This is a genomic window from Streptomyces griseoluteus, assembly GCF_004784465.1.
Lineage (GTDB): Bacteria > Actinomycetota > Actinomycetes > Streptomycetales > Streptomycetaceae > Streptomyces > Streptomyces griseoluteus.
In genome coordinates, this window is sequence record NZ_SRRU01000001.1 from 1 (window position 1) to 20750 (window position 20750).

Here is a 20750-nt window from a genome sequence, read left to right on the forward strand (position 1 = left end):
CTTGAGAGGGTAAGGCTCCCAGTAGACGACTGGGTTGATAGGCCAGATATGGAAGCCCGGTAACGGGTGGAGTTGACTGGTACTAATAGGCCGAGGGCTTGTCCTCAGTTGCTCGCGTCCACTGTGTTGGTTCTGAAACCACGAACAGCCTCATGTGCCACACATGACGGTTTGATAGTTTCATAGTGTTTCGGTGGTCATAGCGTGAGGGAAACGCCCGGTTACATTCCGAACCCGGAAGCTAAGCCTCACAGCGCCGATGGTACTGCAGGGGGGACCCTGTGGGAGAGTAGGACGCCGCCGAACTAATTTTATGGGAAACCCCCGCACCTTTGGTGCGGGGGTTTCTGCGTTTAGGGTCAGGGATATGCGCTACGACCTCATCCTCTTCGACAACGACGGCGTCCTGGTGGACAGTGAGCCCATCTCCAATCGGCATCTCGCCGCGTATCTGACCGAGCTGGGGCACCCGACGACCTACGACGAGTCGATACGGGACTACATGGGCTCCGCCATGCACCGCGTGCACGACATCGTGCTGGAGCGGTCCGGGGAGAGGCTGCCCGTGGACTTCGACGACGTCTTCCACGCAAGGGTGTTCGCGGCGTTCGAGGAGGAGCTGCGGCCCGTGGCCGGCGTCGAAGGGGTGCTGGAGAAGCTGACCGCCGACGGGGTGCCGTACTGCGTGGCCTCTTCCGGGAGCCATGAGCGGATTCGGGTCGGGCACCGGGTGACCGGGCTGGACCGGTGGTTCGACGACGACCGTATCTTCAGCTCGCAGGACGTCGGCCGGGGCAAGCCCGCTCCCGACCTGTTCCTGCATGCGGCCGAGCGGATGGGAGCCGCGCCCGAGCGGTGTCTCGTCGTGGAGGACTCCCCGCTGGGCGTACAGGCGGCTCGGGCCGCCGGGATGGACGTGTACGGGTTCACCGCGATGACCCCGCCCGAGAAGCTCGCGGACACCGATCAACTTTTCGCCAGCATGGGCGAGTTGGCTGACCTGCTGGTGTGACCGTGGACATCGGGCGGACCTGACGGATGTCATGCCGACCTCTGGACGTTCGTTTCTGTCGGCCGGGCCCCCTCGGCCGCCAAGCTGAGGGCATGACGAAGAACACGGGGAACCAGGGCCAGGACAGCCGGCTCCAGGACCAGCACCGCCCGCCGAGCGCGCTGGAGAACTTCAAGCCGCTCCTCATCGATGTGGCGCTGCCGCTCGGCTCGTACTACGTCTTCAAGGAAGCCTTCGGGATGAGCACGTTCGCCGCTCTCGCCTGGAGCAGTGTCGGGCCCGCGCTGCGGACGGTGTGGAGCCTGGCGCGGAAGCGGTCGGCCAATGGCCTCGCGCTCCTCATCCTGACCGTGAACGTGGTCGGCCTGGCGCTCAGCTTCGTCTCCGGGGACCCGCGGCTGATGCTCGCCAAGGACGGGGTGGTCAGCAGCACGGTCGCCCTTGGCATCCTTGTTTCCGTGGCACTGGGGCGGCCGATGATGACCGAGGGGATGAAGCCGTTCCTGGTGAAGGGGGACCCCGCCAGGGAGGGAGCCTGGCAGCGGCTCACCACCGGGGCGGCGGCCGGGTCCGCCGACTTCCGGCGCAAGGAGCGGGTGTTCTCCCTCGTGTGGGGGGTGGCGCTGCTCATCGAGTGTGTGGCACGTGTGGTGGGGTCGTACACCATTCCGGTCGACACCATGGTGTGGCTCGGTGGGGTGTTGATGGCCGTGGTGATGGTGGGGACCTTCGTGGTCAGCGGCGCGGTCGCGGTCGTGCCGCTGGAGTGCCTGCTGAGCGAGGAGACCTCCGCGAAGCACGGTGACCCCGTGGAGCCCGCCGGGCCGGCCCAGGACAGCCGTACCAAGCTCGCCGCCGCAGCCTGACCCGGACCGACCCGCACCGGCCGAAGATGAGCACAACTCATCTTTGGCCGGATCTGTTCAGCGCACCGCCCAGGGCCCTACGCTCGCCGCCATGACTGACGTGCTGCGGCGGGGCAGGGCCTCGCTGGCGTTCGGTTTCTTCGTGCAGGGCGTCGCCTTCGCCCTGCTGGTGACGCGCATCCCGGCCATGCAGGACCGGTACGGGGTGTCCGACGGGCTGCTGCCGGTGTTCCTGGCGGCGGTGCCGATCCTGGCCGGGGTCGGCAGTGTGACGACCGAGCGGCTGGTGCGCCGGGTGCGGCCCAGCCTGCTGCTGCGCTGGTCCCAGCCGGTGGTGCTGCTGGCGCTGCTCGGTGTCGGTGCCGGGGATCAAGTGGCCGAGCTGGCAGTCGTCCTGGGGGTGTTCGGGCTGTCCGTGGGGATGCTGGACGCCTCCATGAACATGCTCGGGGTGAGCCTGCAGCGGGCGTACGGGCGCAGCATCATGCTCAGCTTCCACGCGGCGTACAGCCTGGGCGGAATCCTCGGGGCGTCGCTCGCCTGGGTGGGCGCGCACGAGGAGCTGACGCTGTGGATGTCGTATCTCCCGGTCGTGGTCGTGCTGTTGCCGGCCGTGCTGGTGGGGAGCCGTTGGTACGTGGACGGCGAGGCGGAGCCTGCGGAGGCGGCCGAGGCCAAGGGGGTCGCCTTCCGGTTGCTGCTGCCGCTGTGTCTGGTGATGACGTTCGCGTACATCGGGGACTCGACGGTCTCCAACTGGAGCGCGAAGTACGTCAAGGACGTGCTGGGCGGGTCGGAGCAGTTGGCGACCGTTCCCTACAACGTGTACATGGTGACCACGCTGGTGGGGCGGGCCGTCGGGGATCTCGGGGTGCGGCGGTTCGGGGCCGTGGCGGTGGTGCGGCTGGGGGCGCTGGTGGCGGCCTGCGGGTTCGTGGTGGTGGCGGTGGCGCCGGGGGCCTGGGTGGGGATGCTCGGGTTCACCCTGCTGGGGATCGGGCTGTGCGTGCTGGTGCCGCAGACGTTCGCGGCGGCGGGACGGCTGTTCCCGGGGGCGTCGGACGCGGCGGTGGCGCGGCTCAACATCTTCAACTACGTCGGTTTCCTGATCGGTTCGCCGTTGGTGGGGGCGCTCGGGGACGCCTGGAGCTACCGGGGCGCGATGCTCGTACCGATGGCACTCGTGCTGGTGACGACGGTGTACGCCCGGTCGTTCGCGTCCGGCGGCGACCGATACGGTGGCGGGCATGAGCGGCCGCGCACAGTTGATGTGGGACGAGGCAGTAACGGGCTATGACTTCGGCCCGGACCATCCGATGGCTCCGGTGCGGCTGGAGCTGACCCGGAAGCTGGTGGCGGCCCTCGGCCTGGACCGGGAGCTGGAGGTCGTCGCGGCCAAGCCGGCCGGGGAGTCGACGCTGCGGCTGGTGCACCGGGAGGACTACATCGACGCGGTGCGGAGCGCCTCGGCGGACCCGCGCGCGGCGGACGGGTCCTACGGTCTCGGGACGGTCGACGATCCGGCGTTCGCCGGGATGCACGAGGTGTCCGCGCTGATCGCGGGCCAGTCGGTGGCGGCCGCCGAGGCCGTGTGGCGGGGGGACGCCGACCACGCGGTGAACTTCGCGGGCGGGCTGCACCACGCGATGCCGGGCGGGGCGTCCGGGTTCTGTGTGTACAACGATGCCGCGCTGGCCATCGCCCGGCTGCTGGAGCTGGGCGTGGAGCGGGTCGCCTATGTGGACGTGGACGTGCATCACGGGGACGGGGTGCAGGCGGCGTTCTGGGAGGACCCGAGGGTGCTGACCGTCTCGCTGCACGAGCATCCCCGCACCCTGTTCCCGGCGACCGGGTGGCCGCAGGAGACGGGCGCGGGTGCGGGGGAGGGGGCGGCGGTGAACGTGGCGCTGCCCGCCGGGACCGGGGACGCCGGGTGGCTGCGGGCGTTCCACGCGGTGGTCCCGGAGCTGCTGGCGGAGTTCCGGCCACAGGTGCTGGTGTCGCAGCACGGGGCGGACACGCACTTCGAGGACCCGCTCGCGCATCTCGCGGTCTCGCTGGACGCGCAGCGGGCGGTGCAGGTGGCCTGCCACGAGCTGGCGCACACCTACGCGGGCGGCAAGTGGCTGGCGCTGGGCGGCGGCGGGTACGCGGTGGTCGACGTGGTGCCGAGATCGTGGACGCATCTCGTGGGCATCGCGGCCGGGCGGGAGATCGCGCCGGAGACGGTGATCCCCGAGGGGTGGCGGCAGGAAGTGTACGCGCGCACCCGGCAGTTGGGGCCGCAGCGGATGACCGACGGCCGCTGGCCGGTGAGCTGGGCGCCCTGGGAGTCGGGGTACGACCCGGCCGACCGGCTCGACCAGGCGGTACTGGCCACCCGGCGCGCGGCGTTCCCGCTGCGGGGTCTGCTGGCCTGAGCGGGGGGTGGCGTGGCGAGTAATCGTTACGCCAACCGTGCGGTCTTTTTCCGTTCCCCGTCCGGTCGCCCGCCCGAGGGGCCACGATCGCACTCGTGTCGGACACTGGTGCCCTGCGCGCGCATCTGCTCGCCGCCCGTCTCGCCGGGGAGGTCGCCACCGCGCGGGAGGACAGCCTGCGCAACTACCGCCTGTTCGCCGCACGCGACCCCCGCGCGCTGATCGGGATCGATCCGGAGCGGTCCTGGGGGCAGCGGGAACTGCTTGGTCTGATGGCGGACCGGTGCGGGGTCTCGGCCGATCCGCTGCATACTTCGGGCCGGGACGTGATCGACCCGGAGCGGACGCTGGCCGCGCTGGACGCCTTCGCGCTGGCGATCGCCGGCGCGGCCCGGCGGGGGGTGCCGGTGCTGTTCGGTACCGGGCACCCGCGGCAGCTCCTGGGGTTCTACGCCGCCCTCGCGGACGCGGTGTCGGCGGCGGGATGTGAGATTCTCACCCCCGCGCAGGGTCGCTGTGTCGACATATTGACCCGGTTCGGTCTACGCACGCACCACCTCGACTACGTACGAGGGGTTGCCCTGGTGCGGGAACCGGCGAGCGGGCGCCGGGGTGGTGAGCCGGGTGCGCACAGCCATTCGCCGCTCCCGGTTCGGCTCGCGCTGGCGGCCGCGGCGGAGTCCGGCGGGCCCCTGCCCGGCCTGGTCGTGGGGGATCACGGATGGGTCTGCGGCGCAGGTCAGTTGGGGTTCGAGGCGATCGGTCTGGCGGACTCCGACGACCCCGCGCCCTTCGTCGGTGAGGCCGAGGGAACGGTGTCCGTGGTCGTTCCGCTTGACGACGCCGTACGGTCTGGTCACTACCGCCCGCTCACCCGCTACGTACTCAAACGAGCGTGTCTGTCACAGTAGGCCGCCGATGGGGACACCTCTTCCCCATTCGCATCACCCGCCCCTAGTCTGGGGAGTGAGCACGCAACGACGAAGAGTCACCGGAAGGGGAAGCCGGTGGCCGTCGAGTGCGGAAGGTTCAGGTGTGTCATGGCTGGTGCAGGCGAGAGGCCGTTGAACGAGGTCCAGTTCCTCACCGTGGCGGAGGTCGCCTCGGTGATGCGAGTGTCGAAGATGACCGTGTACCGCTTGGTGCACAGTGGTCATCTGCCCGCGATCCGGGTGGGGCGGTCCTTCCGCGTCCCCGAGCAAGCGGTTCACGAGTACCTCCGGGAGAGCTACGTGGGGGTGGAAACGGCCTGACGGCGGTCCGGAAGATCCCGGAACAAGCCCTCGATTACGACCACGGCGCTCGGGCGGGTAGGCTGACCCCTCGTAGGTCGTATGGGCCCATGGCGCCCAACAACCGAGTCATGAGAAGTGAGCGAGGGTAGTCGTGGGCTCTGTTATCAAGAAGCGGCGTAAGCGGATGGCCAAGAAGAAGCACCGCAAGCTGCTCAAGCGCACGCGCGTTCAGCGCCGCAACAAGAAGTAAGCGGCACCGCGCGAAGACGCGTCCCCGGTGGCCCCCTGTCCGACAAGGACCGGGGGCCACCGGCATGTCCGGTTCTCCTTCCGGTGACGGTGACCCGATAGGTTGGCCGCACACGGGGAACGCGGACGAGGACGCGGTCCTCGTGCGCGCTCCCGCGAGGTCGGAAGAGAGGCGCTGGTCTTGGGAAAGGTCGTGCTCGTCACCGGAGCCGCCCGGCAGCTCGGCGGCCGGTTCGTGCGGCGCGTCCAGCGGGACCCGGAGGTCGACCGGGTGATCGCCCTGGACGCCGTACCGCCCGCGCACGACCTTGGCGGGGCGGAGTTCATCCAGGCCGACATCCGGCAGCCGACCGTCGCCCGGGTGCTCGCGGAGACCGGCGCCGACACGGTCGTCCACATGGACGTGACCGGCACGGCGCTGGGCGGCGGCAGCCGGGCCACGGTCAAGGAGACCAATGTCATCGGCACCATGCAGCTGCTCGGCGCGTGCCAGAAGTCGCCCGCCGTCAAGCGGCTGGTGGTGAAGTCCAGCACCAATGTCTACGGCTCCGCCCCGCGCGACCCGGCCGTCTTCACCGAGACCACTCCCGCCAAGTCGCTGCCCAGCGGCGGCTTCGCCAAGGACGCCGTCGAGGTCGAGGGGTACGTACGCGGGTTCGCCCGGCGCCGGCCCGATGTCGCGGTGTGCGTGCTGCGGTTCGCCAACATCCTCGGGCCCACCCCGGACACCCCGCTCGCCTCCTACTTCGCGCTGCCCGTGCTGCCGACCGTGCTGGGCTACGACCCCCGGCTGCAGTTCGTGCACGAGGACGACGTGATCGAGGTGCTGCGGATCGCCTCGCACGAGCCGCGCCGGGGCACCCTCAACAGTGGCACCTTCAACATCGCGGGCGACGGGGTGCTGCTGCTCTCGCAAGTCTCGCGCCGGCTCGGCCGGCCCACCGTGCCACTGCTGCTGCCCGCGGTCACCTGGGCCGGGTCGCTGGTGCGTACGCTCGGTATGACGGACTTCTCACCCGAGCAGATCCGGCTGCTCACCCACGGCCGGGTGGTCGACACCGGCCAGATGCGCGACACCCTCGGGTTCGTGCCCACGTACACGACGGCGGAGACGTTCGCGGACTTCGCGCGCGGACAGGGTCCCGGGCTGCTGCCGCCCGAGACGCTCGCGGAGGCCGTCGATCGGGTCGCCGTGCTGACCGCCGGGAGCGGCGCCCGTGTCCCGCAGCCCGGCGCCAACTGAGGAGAGCGGCAACGATGGCGGACGCCAAGGTCATTCCGTTCGACGACGACCGGTCCCGCGGGGGCGCGGGGCAGCGGCCGCAGCGCCGCCGGAGCACGGGGGGCCGGCCCGGCGCGGTCCAGCCGCTGCCCACCAGAGGGGACGCCCATGACGAGAAGCCCCCGGCCGAGGACCGCGCGCGGGAGGCGGCCGACGCCCTGGAGCAGCGGGTCGCGCGCGGCCTCGCCTTCCTGCGCCGCCGGCTCACCGGGGAGTACGAGGTCGACGACTTCGGGTACGACGAGGAGCTGACCGACCAGGTCCTGATGTCCCTGCTGCGCCCGGTGTACGAGAAGTACTTCCGGGTCGAGGTGAAGGGCATCGAGAACATCCCGGCCGAGGGCGGGGCGCTGATCGTCGCCAACCACTCCGGGACGCTGCCGCTGGACGGGCTGATGATGCAGGTCGCCGTGCACGACCGGCATCCGGCCGGCCGGCATCTGCGGCTGCTCGCGGCCGACCTGGTGTTCGTGCTGCCGGTCGTCAACGAGCTGGCCCGCAAGCTCGGTCATACCCTCGCCTGTGCCGAGGACGCCGAACGGCTGCTGGGCCAGGGCGAGCTGGTCGGGGTGATGCCGGAGGGATTCAAGGGCATCGGCAAGCCGTTCGGGGAGCGGTACAAGCTCCAGCGGTTCGGCCGGGGCGGGTTCGTCTCCACCGCGCTCAGGCAGGGGGTGCCGATCGTCCCGTGCTCGATCGTCGGCGCCGAGGAGATCTACCCGATGATCGGCAACGCCAAGACGCTGGCGCGGCTGCTGGGTTTCCCGTACTTCCCGCTGACGCCGACCTTTCCCTGGCTGGGGCCGCTCGGGGCGATCCCGCTGCCGACGAAGTGGACCATCCAGTTCGGCGAGCCGATCCCCACGGACGGGTATCCGCCGGAGGCGGCCGAGGACCCGATGCTGATGTTCAACCTCACGGACCAGGTGCGTGAGCAGATCCAGCACACGCTGTACAAGCTGCTGGTGCAGCGGCGTTCGGTGTTCTTCTGAGTTCTTCTCACAGAGGTCTTTTGAAGGCCGTGCGCAAGGCGTACGTGAAAGCGGGGCGCCCCTGCTCGGAAAGGGGCGCCCCGCTCTCGTACGCGCTACGGGCTACTCGGCGTCCTTGCTGTCGATGCCCAGGCCGGGCAGGAGGCCCGGCAGGAGCGGCGGCAGGGTGACGTCCGGCTTGCCCGACGGGCCGGACGACTTGCCCGCGGACGGCGAACCGCCCTCGGAGCCACCGGTCTTCGGCGGGTCCAGCAGACCGCCGGTGTTGCCGCCGAGGAGTCCGTCGCCGCTGTCGCCGGTGGCGGAGCCGCTCGGGGTGCCGGGGCTGCTGTCCCGGTCCTTGGCCGCCGACGGGGTGTCACCGGTGCTCGGGGAGCCGGACCGGTGGCCGCTCGCGGAGCCGGACGGGGCCACGCCGGGACGCCCGGCGCTGTGACCGTCGTCGCCCTTGGTGGCGGGCGGCTTGGGCAGCAGCGACTCCAGCGGGGCGACCTCTTCGTCTATGGCGTCGAAGACCGAGGAGACCTCGTCCTTCACATCGCCGAGCTGGACCGGGAGCCGGTCGCTCAGCGTGCTCCACACCTCGCGGTGGGAGCGGGAGAAGGCGGAGAGGGCCTGGATCGGGCCGAGGGAGCCGGGGTCCGCCTCGTAGGCGGCGTGCAGGAGGCGGTGGCCCTCGGTGACGTCGTTGCGCATGCCGGAGAGGGTGCGGCGGATCTCACCGATGGACTCGTGGTCCAGCTGGCCGCTCCGGTCGCGCTCCATCAGCCTGCGGGCCTCGTTCAGCCGGGTGGAGGCGTGGTCCAGGTACGCCTGGCCGCGCTCCCCGTCGCCCTGGCTGAGGTAGTTGAGCTGGAAGTCCTCGATGCCGCGCTTCAGTCCGTAGAGCGAATCGCCGGGCAGGGCCTCGGAGCTGGCGGCGGCCACTCCGCCGAAGGCACCGGCGGCCACGCCCACGCTGAGTCCGCCCGCGGTGAGCCCCTTGGCCAGCCGGGACCTGGGGCGCAGCTTGCTCAGCGGGCCGGCCCGGTGCGCGCCCCGGCCTGCGGAACGCTGCCCGGGTACCGACGCCGGAGCCGCTCCGCCCAGGGTGCCCTCCTGGAGCATGGCCTCCATCGCGGCCACCAACTGGGCCCGCTGGACGACCTTGACCTCCGGGTCGAGCTGGGGCCTGGGCAGCTCACCGAGTCCTTCCGCCAGGGCCAGCAGCTCGCCCTGATCGGATCTGTCGTCGGCGGGCGGTGGTTCCGCCCGGTGTGCGTGCTCGGCCGCCGTGTCCCGGTCGGACTGCTCCTCCAGGGCCTGGGCGAAGGCGTTCGCCCGCCGGTGCGCCGATACGTTCGCAATCACTGGCGGCACCTCCTCTCGTCATGACGGTCGACTCACAGGGAGCCTGTATCCCGCACAACGAGCGGCTCGGCACTTGGGTTACGGACGTCGGGCCGTCGGATCGCAAAACCAACTCACTTTCACCAAGGGTGAGTTGGCCATCGCTCTGCGTCGCGGGCGGGCGCCCTCAGCGGGCGTCTTCCGGGAGGAGCCGGGCGAGCGTGCGCACGGCCCGGTACTGGAGGGTCTTGATGGCGCCCTCGTTCTTGCCCATCACCCGCGCGGTCTCGGCGACCGACAGGCCCTGGAGGAAGCGGAGCGTCACACACTCCTGCTGCTGGGGGTTGAGCCGGCGCACCGCGTCCAGCAGCGCGGCGTTGGAGAGCGACTCCAGGACGGAGTCCTCGGGGGAGCGCGCGACCTCGTTGGCGTCGAGCATCTCGCCGGTGGTGACCTCCAGCCGGAAGCGGCTGGACTTGAAGTGATCGGCGACCAGGTTGCGGGCGATCGTCACCAGCCAGGCGCCGAAGTCGCGGCCCTGCCAGGTGAAGGTGCCGATCCGGCGCAGGGCGCGCAGAAAGGTCTCGCTCGTCAGGTCCTCGGCCGTGGCCTTGCCGCCGACCCGGTAGTAGATGTACCGGTACACGGTGTCGCTGTACTGGTCGTAGAGGCGGCCGAACGCGTCCGCCTCACCTGCCTGGGCGCGTTCGACCAGGTCCATCATGCGGGCGCTGTCACTGTCCGCGGCCGGCCGGCGGGCGGCGGGCGCGCCCGTGGAGCGGGCTCGTCTGCCGACGGCCGCGCCGCGTTCGGCCAGTGCGTAGCACGGACCGAGGGGCGCGGCGCCGGCGAAGGCGGGGACGGTGTGCGCGGTGGGGACGAGGCCGCGCAGCGTGTCTTTGACCGTTGCGACAGTTGCGCGCAGCGTAGCCAGGCCCGAGGCGTCAACCCCGACGTGTGGGTACACGGGACTCCCAGAGGCAGAGCTTCCATCACGTGCAGTGCGGGACCTTTCACCCGTCGTAGCGACGGAGGGGTACCGGTTTGCGTCTGAGGAGAATAACGCTTCGTGAAGACCCTGCTACACCCAGTTGCTCAAATCGTCGATTAGGTCGCCTGTGTTAGCGATTGGTGACCCTTCAACTTGCGGAAAGTGACCGCTTGTTGATCGAAACTGGGCTGATTTCTGTGAAAGCTGAGGCGTGTTCGAAGGACAGATGCATACTTCGGGCGCGCGGGAGCCGTGGCCGGATCAGCGGCGGCGGCGGCTCAGGGCGATCGCCGCGGCCGTGCCGCCCGCCACCGCGCCGACCCCGGCGGCCGCCGGGATGCCGACCTTGGCGGCCTTGCGGCCGGTGCGGTAGTCGCGCAGTCGCCAGTCCTTGTCGCGGGCGTGCCGGCGCAGCTTGGTGTCCGGGTTGATCGCGTAGGGGTGGCCGACCAGGGAGAGCATCGGGATGTCGTTGTGGCTGTCGCTGTACGCGGCGCAGCGGGAGAGGTCCAGCCCCTCGGCGGCGGCCAGCGCCCGTACCGCCTCCGCCTTGGCCGGGCCGTGCAGCGGCTCGCCGACCAGCCGGCCGGTGTAGACGCCGTCGACGGACTCCGCGACCGTGCCGAGCGCGCCTGTGAGGCCGAGGCGGCGGGCGATGACCTGGGCGATCTCCACCGGGGCCGCCGTCACCAGCCAGACCTTCTGGCCCGCGTCCAGGTGGGCCTGGGCGAGCGCGCGGGTGCCGGGCCAGATGCGGTCGGCCATGTACTCGTCGTAGATCTCCTCGCCGATCGTCTCCAGCTCGGCCACGCGGTGGCCCTTGACGATGGAGAGCGCCGAGTCGCGGGCCTCCTGCATGTGCTCGGGGTCCTCGACCCCGGCCAGCCGGAACCACGCCTGCTGCCAGGCGAACCGGGCGAGTTCCCGGGTCTCGAAGAACTTCCGCTTGTACAGACCGCGCCCGAAGTGGAAGAGCGCGGCGCCCTGCATCACGGTGTTGTCGAGATCGAAGAAGGCGGCGGCCCGGTCGTCGCCGAGCACGGGGAACTCCGGTTCCCGCCCGGCGCCCGCGGGTTCCGGGTGTTCCTGCGTGGACTTGCGGGCGGCCTCGGCGGAAGCCTCGCCTGCCAACACGCTCCGCGCCGTGGCGGAGCGCCTACGGGGGGTGAGCCATCCAAGAGCGGCCATGGCGTGAGCATAGCCAGTCCGTCGGGCGGTTCCGGAGCCATGAGGTTCGGAGTCTGTGAACTCCGGGCATACGTACCGCTCCGGGCAAGGGCCGAGGCGGGGACACGGGGCGGGACAATGACTCGTATGAGTCCCCTCTTCCGGCGCAAGGCCGCTCCCCAGGAGCGACTGGTCACCCTGATCCGCAAGCCCGGCTGTCATCTGTGCGACGACGCGCAGGCCGTGATCGAGAAGGTCTGCGGCGAGCTCGGCGTGTCCTGGGAGGGGCGGGACACCACCGAGGACCGCGCGCTGCACGACCAGTACTGGGAGCAGATCCCGGTCGTCCTGGTCGACGGCGAGCAGCACACCTTCTGGCGGGTGGACGAGGGACGGCTGCGCCGCGCGCTGAGCGGGTGACGGACGGCTCCGGAGGGGCCTTGGGGGCGCGAAACGCGGCGAGTGTGTAGTTTTGCCCCCAGGTAGGGCCCCGCAACGGGCATGCGTGACCCCGGTCACGTTGGCCGGGCAAATCGGACACCATCTTTGTGCACACGTTCACAAAGACATAGCCTTCTTGTCGACGGGGCGGTCCGGGGAAGCATGACCGCTCGCAGCCCCGCTCTACCCGCAGGAGCACCGTGGCAACTGGCCGAACTCACCGACCGGCGACCCGCAGCCGAGGGATTCCCGAGGCCACCGTCGCCCGGCTTCCGCTGTACCTCCGAGCGCTGACGGCCCTGTCGGAGCGCTCGGTCCCCACGGTCTCCTCCGAGGAACTGGCCGCGGCGGCGGGCGTCAACTCCGCCAAGCTCCGCAAGGACTTCTCCTACCTGGGCTCCTACGGCACCCGCGGTGTCGGGTACGACGTGGAGTACCTCGTCTACCAGATCTCCCGCGAGCTCGGCCTCACCCAGGACTGGCCCGTCGTCATCGTCGGTATCGGAAACCTCGGCGCGGCCCTCGCCAACTACGGCGGCTTCGCCTCCCGAGGCTTCCGGGTCGCGGCGCTGATAGACGCCGATCCCGCGATGGCCGGCAAGCCGGTCGCGGGCATCCCGGTGCGGCACACCGACGAACTCGAGAAGATCATCGAGGACAACGGCGTCTCCATCGGCGTCATCGCCACCCCCGCCGGCGCCGCCCAGCAGGTCTGCGACCGGCTCGTGGCCGCCGGGGTCACCTCCATCCTGAACTTCGCGCCGACCGTGCTGACCGTCCCGGACGGCGTCGACGTGCGCAAGGTCGACCTCTCCATCGAGCTGCAGATCCTCGCCTTCCACGAGCAGCGCAAGGCCGGCGAGGAGACCGCGGCCGGCGACGGAGCCGTACCCGCCAAGCGCTCGAGCGCCGACGGCCAGGGACCCGACGGGGACGTGCCCGCCGTGATGCCGGCATGAGCCTCCTCGTCGTAGGGCTGAGCCACCGCAGTGCCCCGGTCAGCGTGCTGGAGCGGGCCGCGCTGAACGCGGACGCCCAGGTCAAGCTGCTCCAGGACACCGTCGCCGCCGACCCGGCCACCGAGGCCGCGGTGCTCGCCACCTGCAACCGCATCGAGCTGTACGCCGACGTCGACAAGTTCCACGCCGGTGTCGCCGAGCTGTCCACGCTGCTCGCCCAGCACAGCGGGGTGGGCCTGGAGGAGCTGACGCCGTACCTCTACGTGCACTACGAGGACCGGGCCGTCCACCACCTGTTCTCGGTGGCCTGCGGGCTGGACTCCATGGTCGTCGGCGAGGGGCAGATCCTCGGCCAGATCAAGGACGCCCTCGCCCGTGCCCAGGACCTGCACACCGCGGGGCGGCTGCTGAACGACCTCTTCCAGCAGGCGCTCCGCGTCGGCAAGCGCGCCCACTCCGAGACCGGCATCGACCGCGCCGGGCAGTCCCTGGTCACCTTCGGCCTGGAGCAGCTCGCCGCGGACACCGACGTGCCGGGCTGGGCGCGGGGCCGTACCGCGCTGGTCATCGGCGCCGGGTCGATGTCCTCGCTGGCCGCCGCCACGCTGGCGCGGGCCGGGGTCGGCGAGATCGTCGTCGCCAACCGCACCTTCGAGCGCGCCGAGCGGCTCGCGCAGATCCTCGCCGACGCCGAGGGCGCCACCGCCCGCGCGGTCCGGATGGACGCCGTGGCGGCCGAACTTACACGTGCCGACGTGGTCGTCTCCTGTACCGGCGCGACCGGTCTCGTACTGACGGCGGACGCCGTCGCCGAGGCCGTCGCCGGCCGCACCGGGGAGCCGGCGGCCGACGTGAGCGCCGAGGCTCCGGCCGGAACCACCGACCTGCCGCCGGCCAGTGCCGGCACCGACGAGAACTGCCCGCTGGACCTGGCCTCCGTACAGGGCACGCCCGGCTTCTCCGTGCACGGCGAGGCCGCCGTCGCCGGGATGGACGCGGCCACCCTGGAGCAGCACGCCGCCTGGGTGGGCGAGGGCACCTCCCTGCGGGAGCAGGGCCGCGAGCACGACGCGGGCGGCCGCTTCACCCCCGACGCCGACGCCGAACTGATCGCCGCGCTCGCCCAGGCCGTCGCCACCGCGGGCCGCGTCCCCGAGTACCGCAGGCCCGAACCGGTCGCCGGGATCCCACGCCCGGCCCCGGCCGTCTTCCTCCTCGACCTCGCCATGCCCCGCGACATCGACGCGGCCGTGCACCGGCTTGCCGGGGTGCGCCTGGTGGACATCGAGTCGCTGGCCGAGGCGTCCGCCGACGCCCCGATGGCGTCCGACGTGGACCAGGTTCGGCGTATCGTCTCCGACGAGGTCGCGGCGTTCGGCGCGGCACAGCGGGCGGCGCACATCACGCCCACCGTGGTCGCGCTGCGCACCATGGCCGCCGACGTCGTCGCCGCCGAGATCGCGCGGCTCGACGGACGCCTGCCCGGCCTGGACGACCGCCTGCGCGGCGAGATCCGGCAGACCGTGCACCGCGTGGTGGACAAGCTGCTGCACGCGCCGACCGTACGGGTCAAGCAGCTCGCGGCCGAGCCCGGAGGCACCGGGTACGCGGACGCGCTGCGCACCCTGTTCGACCTCGACCCGGAGACGGTCGCCGCCGTCTCGCGGGCCGTGGACAACACAGACGAGAAGGACCGACCGGCATGACTGACAAGGCACTGCGACTGGGGACGAGGCGGAGCAAGCTCGCCATGGCCCAGTCCGGGCAGGTGGCGGACGCCGTGAGCCGGGTGACCGGCCGGCCCGTCGAGCTGGTCGAGATCACCACGTACGGCGACGTCTCCCGGGAGGCGCTGGCGCAGATCGGCGGCACCGGGGTGTTCGTCACGGCGCTGCGGGACGCGCTGGTGCGCGGCGAGGTGGACTTCGCGGTTCATTCGCTCAAGGACCTGCCGACCACGCAGCCCGGGGAACTCGCGCTGGCCGCCGTGCCGGTGCGGGAGGACCCGCGGGACGTGATAGTGGCCCGCGACGCGCTGAAGTTCACCGACCTGCCGCGCGGCGCGCGCATCGGCACCGGCTCGCCGCGCCGCATGGCCCAGCTCAACGCGTACGCGCGGACCCACGGGCTGGACATCGAGACGGTGGCGATCCGCGGCAACGTGGACACCCGCATCGGGTACGTCCACGAGGGACGGCTGGACGCCGTCGTGCTCGCGGCCGCCGGACTCAACCGGATCGGCCGGATCGACGAGGTGACCGACTTCCTGTCGGTCGACACGGTCCTGCCCGCCCCCGGCCAGGGGGCCCTGGCGATCGAGTGCGCGGCATCTGACGCGGACCTCGTCGCGGCCCTCGGCGAACTCGACGACCCGCACACGCGGGCCGCCGTCACCGCCGAGCGGTCACTGCTCGCCGCGCTGGAGGCCGGCTGCAGCGCCCCTGTGGGTGCGCTGGCCGACCTCTTGATCGACGGGCCTGTAATCAAGGAAATGCGCCTGCGCGGCGTCGTCGGCACGACCGACGGCTCGCGGATGGTGCAGCAGTCCACCACCGGTTCCGTGCCCCTGACGCACGACGGGGCGATGGCACTCGGGCGCGAACTCGCCACCGAGATGCTCGCCCAGGGCGCGGCCGGTCTGATGGGGGAGCGAGCACATTGAGCCCCACCGCCTTTCCCGCCGGTCCCGAGCACGGGCACGTCACCTTCCTGGGTGCCGGACCCGGAGATCCGGGACTGCTGACTCTGCGCGCCGTGGAGGCGCTGTCCCACGCGGACGTCCTGGTCGCCGAGCACGAGGTGCTCGACGTGATCCGGACGCACGCCCGGCAGGGCGTCTCCGTCGTGCCGACGGAGGCGGTCTCCTCCCCGGACGCGCTTCCGGGCGCACCGCAGCTCACGGTGGTTGACGGTGCGTCAACTCCCGCTGTGGCCCCGGCCCCTGCCCAGGATGCGGCTCATCTTGTCATGGAGGCCGCACGGGGCGGCAGGCGGGTGGTCCGTGCGGTCGCCGGTGATCCGGGACTGGACACCGACGCCGCCGAGGAGATGCTCGCCTGCGCCGCCGCCGGGGTGCCCTTCGAGGTCGTCCCCGGTGTCGCGGCCGCGACCGGCGTGCCGGCGTACGCCGGTGTCCCGCTGCGCGACGCGCACGGCGCCGACGTGCGGTTCGTGGACGCGCGTACCGCCTCCGACCGGTGCTGGACGGAGGTGGGTGCCTCGGACGGCACGGTGGTCGTCTCCACCTCGCTGGACTCCGTCGCGGCCGCCGCCGCGGAGCTGGTGTCGGCGGGCCGCAAGCCGGACACCCCGCTCACCGTCACGGTCGCCGGTACGACGACCCGGCAGCGCACCTGGACGGCCACGCTGGGCACGATCGCGCAGACGCTGAAGCAGGCCAAGGTGCTGCCGTCCCCGGACGGCGGCCGCCCGGTGATAGCCGTGGTCGGCGAACGGTCCGCCGCCGCCCGCCGCGACCAGCTCTCGTGGTTCGAGTCCAAGCCGCTGTTCGGCTGGAAGGTCCTCGTGCCCCGCACCAAGGAGCAGGCCGCCTCGCTCTCCGACCAGCTCCGCTCCTACGGCGCGGTGCCGCACGAGGTCCCGACCATCGCCGTCGAGCCGCCGCGCACCCCGCAGCAGATGGAGCGCGCGGTCAAGGGCCTGGTCACCGGCCGCTACGAGTGGATCGCGTTCACCTCGGTCAACGCGGTCAAGGCGGTGCGCGAGAAGTTCGAGGAGTACGGGCTGGACGCGCGTGCCTTCGCGGGCATCAAGGTGGCCGCGGTGGGCGAGCAGACCGCCAACGCGCTGATCGCCTTCGGTGTGAAGCCGGACCTGGTGCCGAGCGGTGAGCAGTCGGCCGCGGGCCTGCTGGAGGACTGGCCGCCCTACGACCCGGTCTTCGACCCGATCGACCGTGTCTTCCTGCCGCGGGCCGACATCGCCACCGAGACCCTGGTGGCCGGGCTGATCGAGCTGGGCTGGGAGGTGGACGACGTCACCGCGTACCGCACGGTCCGCGCGTCGCCGCCGCCGGCGGACACCCGTGAGGCGATCAAGGGCGGCGGTTTCGACGCCGTGCTCTTCACCTCGTCCTCCACGGTCCGCAACCTGGTCGGCATCGCCGGCAAGCCGCACAACGTGACGGTGATCGCCTGTATCGGTCCCGCGACCGCCAAGACGGCCGAGGAACACGGTCTCCGCGTCGACGTCATGGCTCCGGAGCCCTCCGTCCACAAGCTGGCCGAGGCCCTGGCCACGTTCGGTATGAAGCGCCGCACGGCGGCGCTGGAGGCGGGCGACCCGGTGACCCGGCCGAGCGAGCGGCGGCCGGGTGCGCGGAGGCGTCGGTCGACGACGTAGTCCCGACCGGTGGTCTGCATGCACTGAGCGGTATCTGAACGCCCCGCTGTCCCCATGGACAGCGGGGCGTTCGAGCGAGTGTCGGGCACAGGAGCGTCACCAATTTTCAGGGTCGTGAAAGAAGCTAGGCACCTCTGAGAAGCGGGCTTCTCAGAGGTGCCTAGCTTGAAAGTGTTGACCTTGCGTTGCTGGACCTACTACTGTGGTTCGTGGGCGCCGCAGCCGAGGCGGTGTCGACCCAACCTGCCTGGCCCTAGAAGCAGTTGTGCCCCTGAGTCCGCCCGAGTCGAGCGGGCGGAGTCAAGGGTCACAACCAAGCACTGCCAAGGGCTGTTTGCGATGCAGTGACAGGGATCCGAGGCTTACTCGACAGACTCTACCACGGTCGGGTAACGGGGGAAAGGGAGCGGGATGACTCAGCGTGAGCGAGGGGCTGATGAGGACGGCCGGTTAATCGAGGTCATCTCTCCGGAGCGGTTCCAACCGTTCCTGCACAGGTGCGGAGGCGACCGCACTCGCGCGCTACGGCTGTACGCCTGGGACTCCGAGGTGGCCCGTGCTCTGCAGAGCCCCTTGCGTGACCTCGAAGTGAGCCTGCGAAACCGGCTCCACCGCCAGCTCGTGGGACGTCATGGCCAGGAGGCCTGGTGGGACGTGCCGAAGGCACGGCCCAACTACAAGGGCCAGGACATGCTGGACCGGGCTCGGGAGACCCTGGAGGACAGGCGACCATACCGCCCGTTCGCCCCGTGCGACATCGTCGCGCAGCTGTCGTTCGGCTTCTGGGTCAGCCTGCTCGGGCGTGGTGGCCGTGACAACTACGAGATGAAGTACTGGAACTCCTCGCTCCGTCATCTCTTCCGTGAGCATCGTGGTGGTCGAGAGGACCTGTACAAGAAGTTCCAGTTCATGCTCACGCTGCGGAACCGCATCGCGCACCACGAGTGCGTCTTCCAGCGGCATCTGGAGCGGGACCTGGACACCGCGCTGATGTTGCTGCGGTACGTCTCGCCGGAGATGGCCGACCGGCATGACAAGTACGGGCAGGTGCCCGCGGTGTTGGCGCGTAGGAAGGCCGTGCTCTCCGGAGAGGAGCCGATGCGGCTGTGAGGCCGTGGCTATAGAAGGGGCCATCACGGAAGTAGGGGCCACCGCGGAGGGGACGGAAAGGAATGGGAACGAGTATGACGACGCGGATGCCGGGGCGCGCGGACGAGGCGTCGTTGGTCTCGCTCGGTGAGATCAAGGAACTCGCCGAGGTCGGACGGCCCACCGTCAGCAACTGGCGGCGCAGGTTCGCCAAGGAGGTCCTGGGAACCGGCGGCAACGGACGCATGCCGTTCCCCGATCCCGTGGGAGGCAGCGACAGCAAGCCTCTTTTCGACGCCGGGGACGTGGCGTCCTGGCTGGACCTGCGCCCCATCCCCGACGCGGAGCCCGAGGAGGACGGCACCGTCCCCACCTACGGTGACCGGTTTCGGCGCGGGCTGCGGTTGCGCGGACTGGTGGCGTTGCGTCATGAGCTGGGTTCTGAGGACCGGCTCATCGTCGACGCGCTCGCTGTGTGCGCCATGGCGGGTGAAGGGGGCGACTGGTACCCGGAGTATCTCCCCGAGCACCTGCTGGAGGACGCGGAGAACGCTGATCCCCGTGTTGTCCGTGCCGTCCGCGACCTCATCGAGGAACTCGGCTCGCCGGCCGCTGCGGCTGACACCGTGCTGGGTCTGGCCGAACGACTGGAGTCGGACCTGACGACGGACACGACGCCGCTCGCTGTAGCAAGGCTGATCAGCACGCTGGCCGGTCCGGTAGGGGTGCTGTCGTCCGGCCCTGATCATCCAACGGTGATCAACCTGTGTGCAGGCACCGGGGAGCTGTTGTTCGCGCTCGACAGCATCAAGGGACGCGGGGGCATCGTCGCGGTGGAACCCGATCCGCTGCGCCGCAAGCTTCTCCTCTACCGGCTGTTCGCACACCACTGCACTGCCGTGGACATCTGCGCGCAAGCCGAAGAACTGGACACGCTGCGCCCGTGGGAACAGCGGGAGCTCGACCTGGACCCGGACCGTCCCTGGGGAATCCCGTCCGGCGACATCGTTCTCGCCGACCCGCCCTACGCCGCCGGGGAGCGGGAGTTTGACGAGGGCGGCCCGCTCGGCTGGGCCCTGGAGGCCGTGAACCGGCTGAAGCCTGGCGGCCGGGGTCTTGTCGTCGTGCCGTCCTGGACCCTGAGCCGACCGCGTGGCACGACACCGACACCGAACATGCGGATGCGGGAAGAACTGCTGAGCCGGGACGCGGTGGAGGCGATCATTCAACTGCCGCGCCGAATCCATCCGTTCCGCACGGGTGCGGAGCACGCGCTGCTGGTGTTGCGTGGTGAGGCGGCACCGGAGCAGCGGGGCGAGGTGCTGTTGGTCGACGCCGACCGGATCGCCCGCCGTGTCGGCGGCGCGTGGACGGCATACGTAACCGAAGTGGTGGATGCCGGGCGGTCCCCGGTGGACGAGGAGGCCGGGTACTTCCCCGTGTCGGCCGCAGGGCCGAGGGCAGACACGCTTTTGGACGGCCGCTCGGTCCTGCCGGCGCACCGGCTCGCCTCGAAGGAACAGGGCCTGGACCACTTCTCGGCCACCCTGGACGCGCGCCGTGAGGCTGCCGTCGCTCTGCCGGGGCTAAAGGAGTGGATCGGCAATCTGGGCATTGCCCGGCGGCCTGAGGACAGTGCGGTGACGCACCGCAAAGTCGGCGAACACCTGAGGGCCGGCCAGCTCCGGCTGCTGGCCGGGCACCGCATCCGCGAATCGGACATCGGGGACGCCGGTCTGATGGTCATCGGCCGCGAGGAGATGCTCGGCGCGCTTCCGCTCGGTCGGCGGCGGATCGCGTTGGAAGACCTGGCCGAGTACCCGCAGGCCCAGACCACCGAGCGCGGCGACGTCTTCCTCCTCGCCGAGCACGGGGTACGCACGCTTGTGGACGACGCGGGCGGCTGTGTATTGCTCGCCCCCGTCCAAGGGCTGCGGATCCGGGCATACCGGAAGTTCCTGGCCGGGGAAGTACTGTCCGACGAGGTGTGGATGCGGCCACACCCGCTCTCCCAACTGCTCGCAGCCCCGCGCAACCAGCATCGTGGCAGCGGCTCGCTGGTGCGCAGGGTGAGCGTGCGGGACATGGACCTGCCCGAGCTGCCACCCGAGGAGGTCGCCGAGCTGGAGGCCATCCTGAAGGAGACCGACCGACAGCGCGCCGACGTACGGCGGCAACTCGCGGCACTGGACAACCTGGCCCTGCGGCTGGCGGCCGGAGTCGCCGACGGGGACCTGGCGCTGCGCCGCAGACCCGGCTCCGCCTGAGGCGCGTCGGGCACAGCGACGAGAAACACGGCTGCGCCGGCCAACACGGCGTACGACGAAGAACACGACGATTAGGAAAGAAGTGAGGC

At 70.9% G+C, this 20750-nt stretch carries 19 protein-coding genes and 2 rRNA genes; 18 read left to right on the top strand and 3 right to left on the bottom strand.

What is annotated here, in order from left to right:
* The 11 genes from E5082_RS00005 to E5082_RS00055 form a co-directional block, all read left to right on the top strand.
* Window positions 1-106, top strand: a 23S ribosomal RNA gene (locus tag E5082_RS00005); the annotation flags it as partial.
* An 83-nt stretch (window positions 107-189) separates the two neighbouring features.
* Window positions 190-306: ribosomal RNA gene (gene rrf, locus E5082_RS00010) — 5S ribosomal RNA — on the top strand.
* A gap of 61 nt (window positions 307-367) precedes the next feature.
* On the top strand, window positions 368-1012 hold the full coding sequence (locus E5082_RS00015; protein WP_135789268.1) for an HAD family hydrolase: 645 nt from the start codon (window positions 368-370) through the stop codon (window positions 1010-1012).
* A gap of 92 nt (window positions 1013-1104) precedes the next feature.
* Window positions 1105-1878 carry a VC0807 family protein gene (locus E5082_RS00020; protein ID WP_229919011.1) on the top strand — a complete coding sequence of 258 codons (774 nt, stop codon included), beginning with the start codon at window positions 1105-1107 and terminating at the stop codon, window positions 1876-1878.
* Between the two features lie 43 nt (window positions 1879-1921).
* Window positions 1922-3175, top strand: a complete 1254-nt coding sequence (locus E5082_RS00025) for an MFS transporter (RefSeq protein ID WP_229919010.1) — start codon at window positions 1922-1924, stop codon at window positions 3173-3175.
* Window positions 3126-4298, top strand: coding sequence for an acetoin utilization protein AcuC (locus E5082_RS00030; protein WP_135789270.1), 1173 nt, complete (start codon window positions 3126-3128; stop codon window positions 4296-4298). The genes E5082_RS00025 and E5082_RS00030 overlap by 50 nt, the downstream gene beginning before the upstream one ends.
* 95 nt (window positions 4299-4393) lie before the next feature.
* Window positions 4394-5209 (top strand): phosphatase, encoded by an 816-nt coding sequence (locus E5082_RS00035; RefSeq protein ID WP_135789271.1) that lies wholly within the window; start codon window positions 4394-4396, stop codon window positions 5207-5209.
* A 129-nt stretch (window positions 5210-5338) separates the two neighbouring features.
* Window positions 5339-5551, top strand: a complete 213-nt coding sequence (locus E5082_RS00040; RefSeq protein ID WP_051781202.1) for a helix-turn-helix domain-containing protein — start codon at window positions 5339-5341, stop codon at window positions 5549-5551.
* A 133-nt stretch (window positions 5552-5684) separates the two neighbouring features.
* Entirely contained in the window at window positions 5685-5783 is a 99-nt protein-coding gene (locus E5082_RS00045) for a 30S ribosomal protein bS22 (RefSeq protein WP_003948845.1), read from the top strand.
* 180 nt (window positions 5784-5963) lie between these two features.
* Window positions 5964-7025 carry an NAD-dependent epimerase/dehydratase family protein gene (locus tag E5082_RS00050; protein WP_135789272.1) on the top strand — a complete coding sequence of 354 codons (1062 nt, stop codon included), beginning with the start codon at window positions 5964-5966 and terminating at the stop codon, window positions 7023-7025.
* A gap of 14 nt (window positions 7026-7039) precedes the next feature.
* On the top strand, window positions 7040-8056 hold the full coding sequence (locus tag E5082_RS00055; RefSeq protein ID WP_135789273.1) for a lysophospholipid acyltransferase family protein: 1017 nt from the start codon (window positions 7040-7042) through the stop codon (window positions 8054-8056).
* A gap of 102 nt (window positions 8057-8158) precedes the next feature.
* Here the strand turns inward: E5082_RS00055 and E5082_RS00060 are convergent, their stop codons facing one another.
* From E5082_RS00060 to E5082_RS00070, 3 genes are all read right to left on the bottom strand, one after another.
* A complete protein-coding gene (locus E5082_RS00060; RefSeq protein ID WP_135789274.1) occupies window positions 8159-9406 on the bottom strand; it encodes a DUF5667 domain-containing protein in 1248 nt (415 codons plus the stop codon).
* 166 nt (window positions 9407-9572) lie between these two features.
* The gene (locus E5082_RS00065) at window positions 9573-10352 is read right to left on the bottom strand and encodes an ECF subfamily RNA polymerase sigma factor, BldN family (protein ID WP_135789275.1); all 780 of its coding nucleotides are present in this window, start codon (window positions 10350-10352) and stop codon (window positions 9573-9575) included.
* Window positions 10353-10637: 285 nt separating this feature from the next.
* Entirely contained in the window at window positions 10638-11564 is a 927-nt protein-coding gene (locus tag E5082_RS00070) for an HAD family hydrolase (protein WP_135789276.1), read from the bottom strand.
* A 117-nt stretch (window positions 11565-11681) separates the two neighbouring features.
* Between E5082_RS00070 and E5082_RS00075 the strand changes: the two genes are divergently transcribed.
* The 7 genes from E5082_RS00075 (at window position 11682) to E5082_RS00105 (ending at window position 20661) form a co-directional block, all read left to right on the top strand.
* On the top strand, window positions 11682-11963 hold the full coding sequence (locus E5082_RS00075) for a glutaredoxin family protein (RefSeq protein ID WP_190045423.1): 282 nt from the start codon (window positions 11682-11684) through the stop codon (window positions 11961-11963).
* 221 nt (window positions 11964-12184) lie between these two features.
* Complete coding sequence (locus E5082_RS00080) at window positions 12185-12943, top strand: redox-sensing transcriptional repressor Rex (protein ID WP_135789278.1); 759 nt, start codon at window positions 12185-12187, stop codon at window positions 12941-12943.
* On the top strand, window positions 12940-14649 hold the full coding sequence (locus tag E5082_RS00085) for a glutamyl-tRNA reductase (RefSeq protein ID WP_135789279.1): 1710 nt from the start codon (window positions 12940-12942) through the stop codon (window positions 14647-14649). The genes E5082_RS00080 and E5082_RS00085 overlap by 4 nt, the downstream gene beginning before the upstream one ends.
* A complete protein-coding gene (gene hemC / locus E5082_RS00090; protein ID WP_135789280.1) occupies window positions 14646-15605 on the top strand; it encodes a hydroxymethylbilane synthase in 960 nt (319 codons plus the stop codon). The genes E5082_RS00085 and hemC overlap by 4 nt, the downstream gene beginning before the upstream one ends.
* Complete coding sequence (locus tag E5082_RS00095; protein ID WP_135789281.1) at window positions 15602-17305, top strand: bifunctional uroporphyrinogen-III C-methyltransferase/uroporphyrinogen-III synthase; 1704 nt, start codon at window positions 15602-15604, stop codon at window positions 17303-17305. Before hemC ends, E5082_RS00095 begins: the two co-directional genes overlap by 4 nt.
* A 654-nt stretch (window positions 17306-17959) precedes the next feature.
* Entirely contained in the window at window positions 17960-18415 is a 456-nt protein-coding gene (locus tag E5082_RS00100; protein ID WP_341869137.1) for a hypothetical protein, read from the top strand.
* Window positions 18416-18489: 74 nt separating this feature from the next.
* Window positions 18490-20661, top strand: coding sequence for an N-6 DNA methylase (locus tag E5082_RS00105; protein ID WP_167513955.1), 2172 nt, complete (start codon window positions 18490-18492; stop codon window positions 20659-20661).
* Window positions 20662-20750 lie beyond the last annotated feature (89 nt).

Coding starts and splice junctions, on each gene's coding strand:
- E5082_RS00015 (WP_135789268.1), top strand. CDS start 368: ATGCGCTACGACCTCATCCTCTTCGACAACGACGGCGTCCTGGTGGAC.
- E5082_RS00020 (WP_229919011.1), top strand. CDS start 1,105: ATGACGAAGAACACGGGGAACCAGGGCCAGGACAGCCGGCTCCAGGAC.
- E5082_RS00030 (WP_135789270.1), top strand. CDS start 3,126: ATGAGCGGCCGCGCACAGTTGATGTGGGACGAGGCAGTAACGGGCTAT.
- E5082_RS00040 (WP_051781202.1), top strand. CDS start 5,339: ATGGCTGGTGCAGGCGAGAGGCCGTTGAACGAGGTCCAGTTCCTCACC.
- E5082_RS00055 (WP_135789273.1), top strand. CDS start 7,040: ATGGCGGACGCCAAGGTCATTCCGTTCGACGACGACCGGTCCCGCGGG.
- E5082_RS00070 (WP_135789276.1), bottom strand. CDS start 11,564: ATGGCCGCTCTTGGATGGCTCACCCCCCGTAGGCGCTCCGCCACGGCG.
- E5082_RS00075 (WP_190045423.1), top strand. CDS start 11,682: ATGACTCGTATGAGTCCCCTCTTCCGGCGCAAGGCCGCTCCCCAGGAG.
- E5082_RS00085 (WP_135789279.1), top strand. CDS start 12,940: ATGAGCCTCCTCGTCGTAGGGCTGAGCCACCGCAGTGCCCCGGTCAGC.
- hemC (WP_135789280.1), top strand. CDS start 14,646: ATGACTGACAAGGCACTGCGACTGGGGACGAGGCGGAGCAAGCTCGCC.
- E5082_RS00105 (WP_167513955.1), top strand. CDS start 18,490: ATGACGACGCGGATGCCGGGGCGCGCGGACGAGGCGTCGTTGGTCTCG.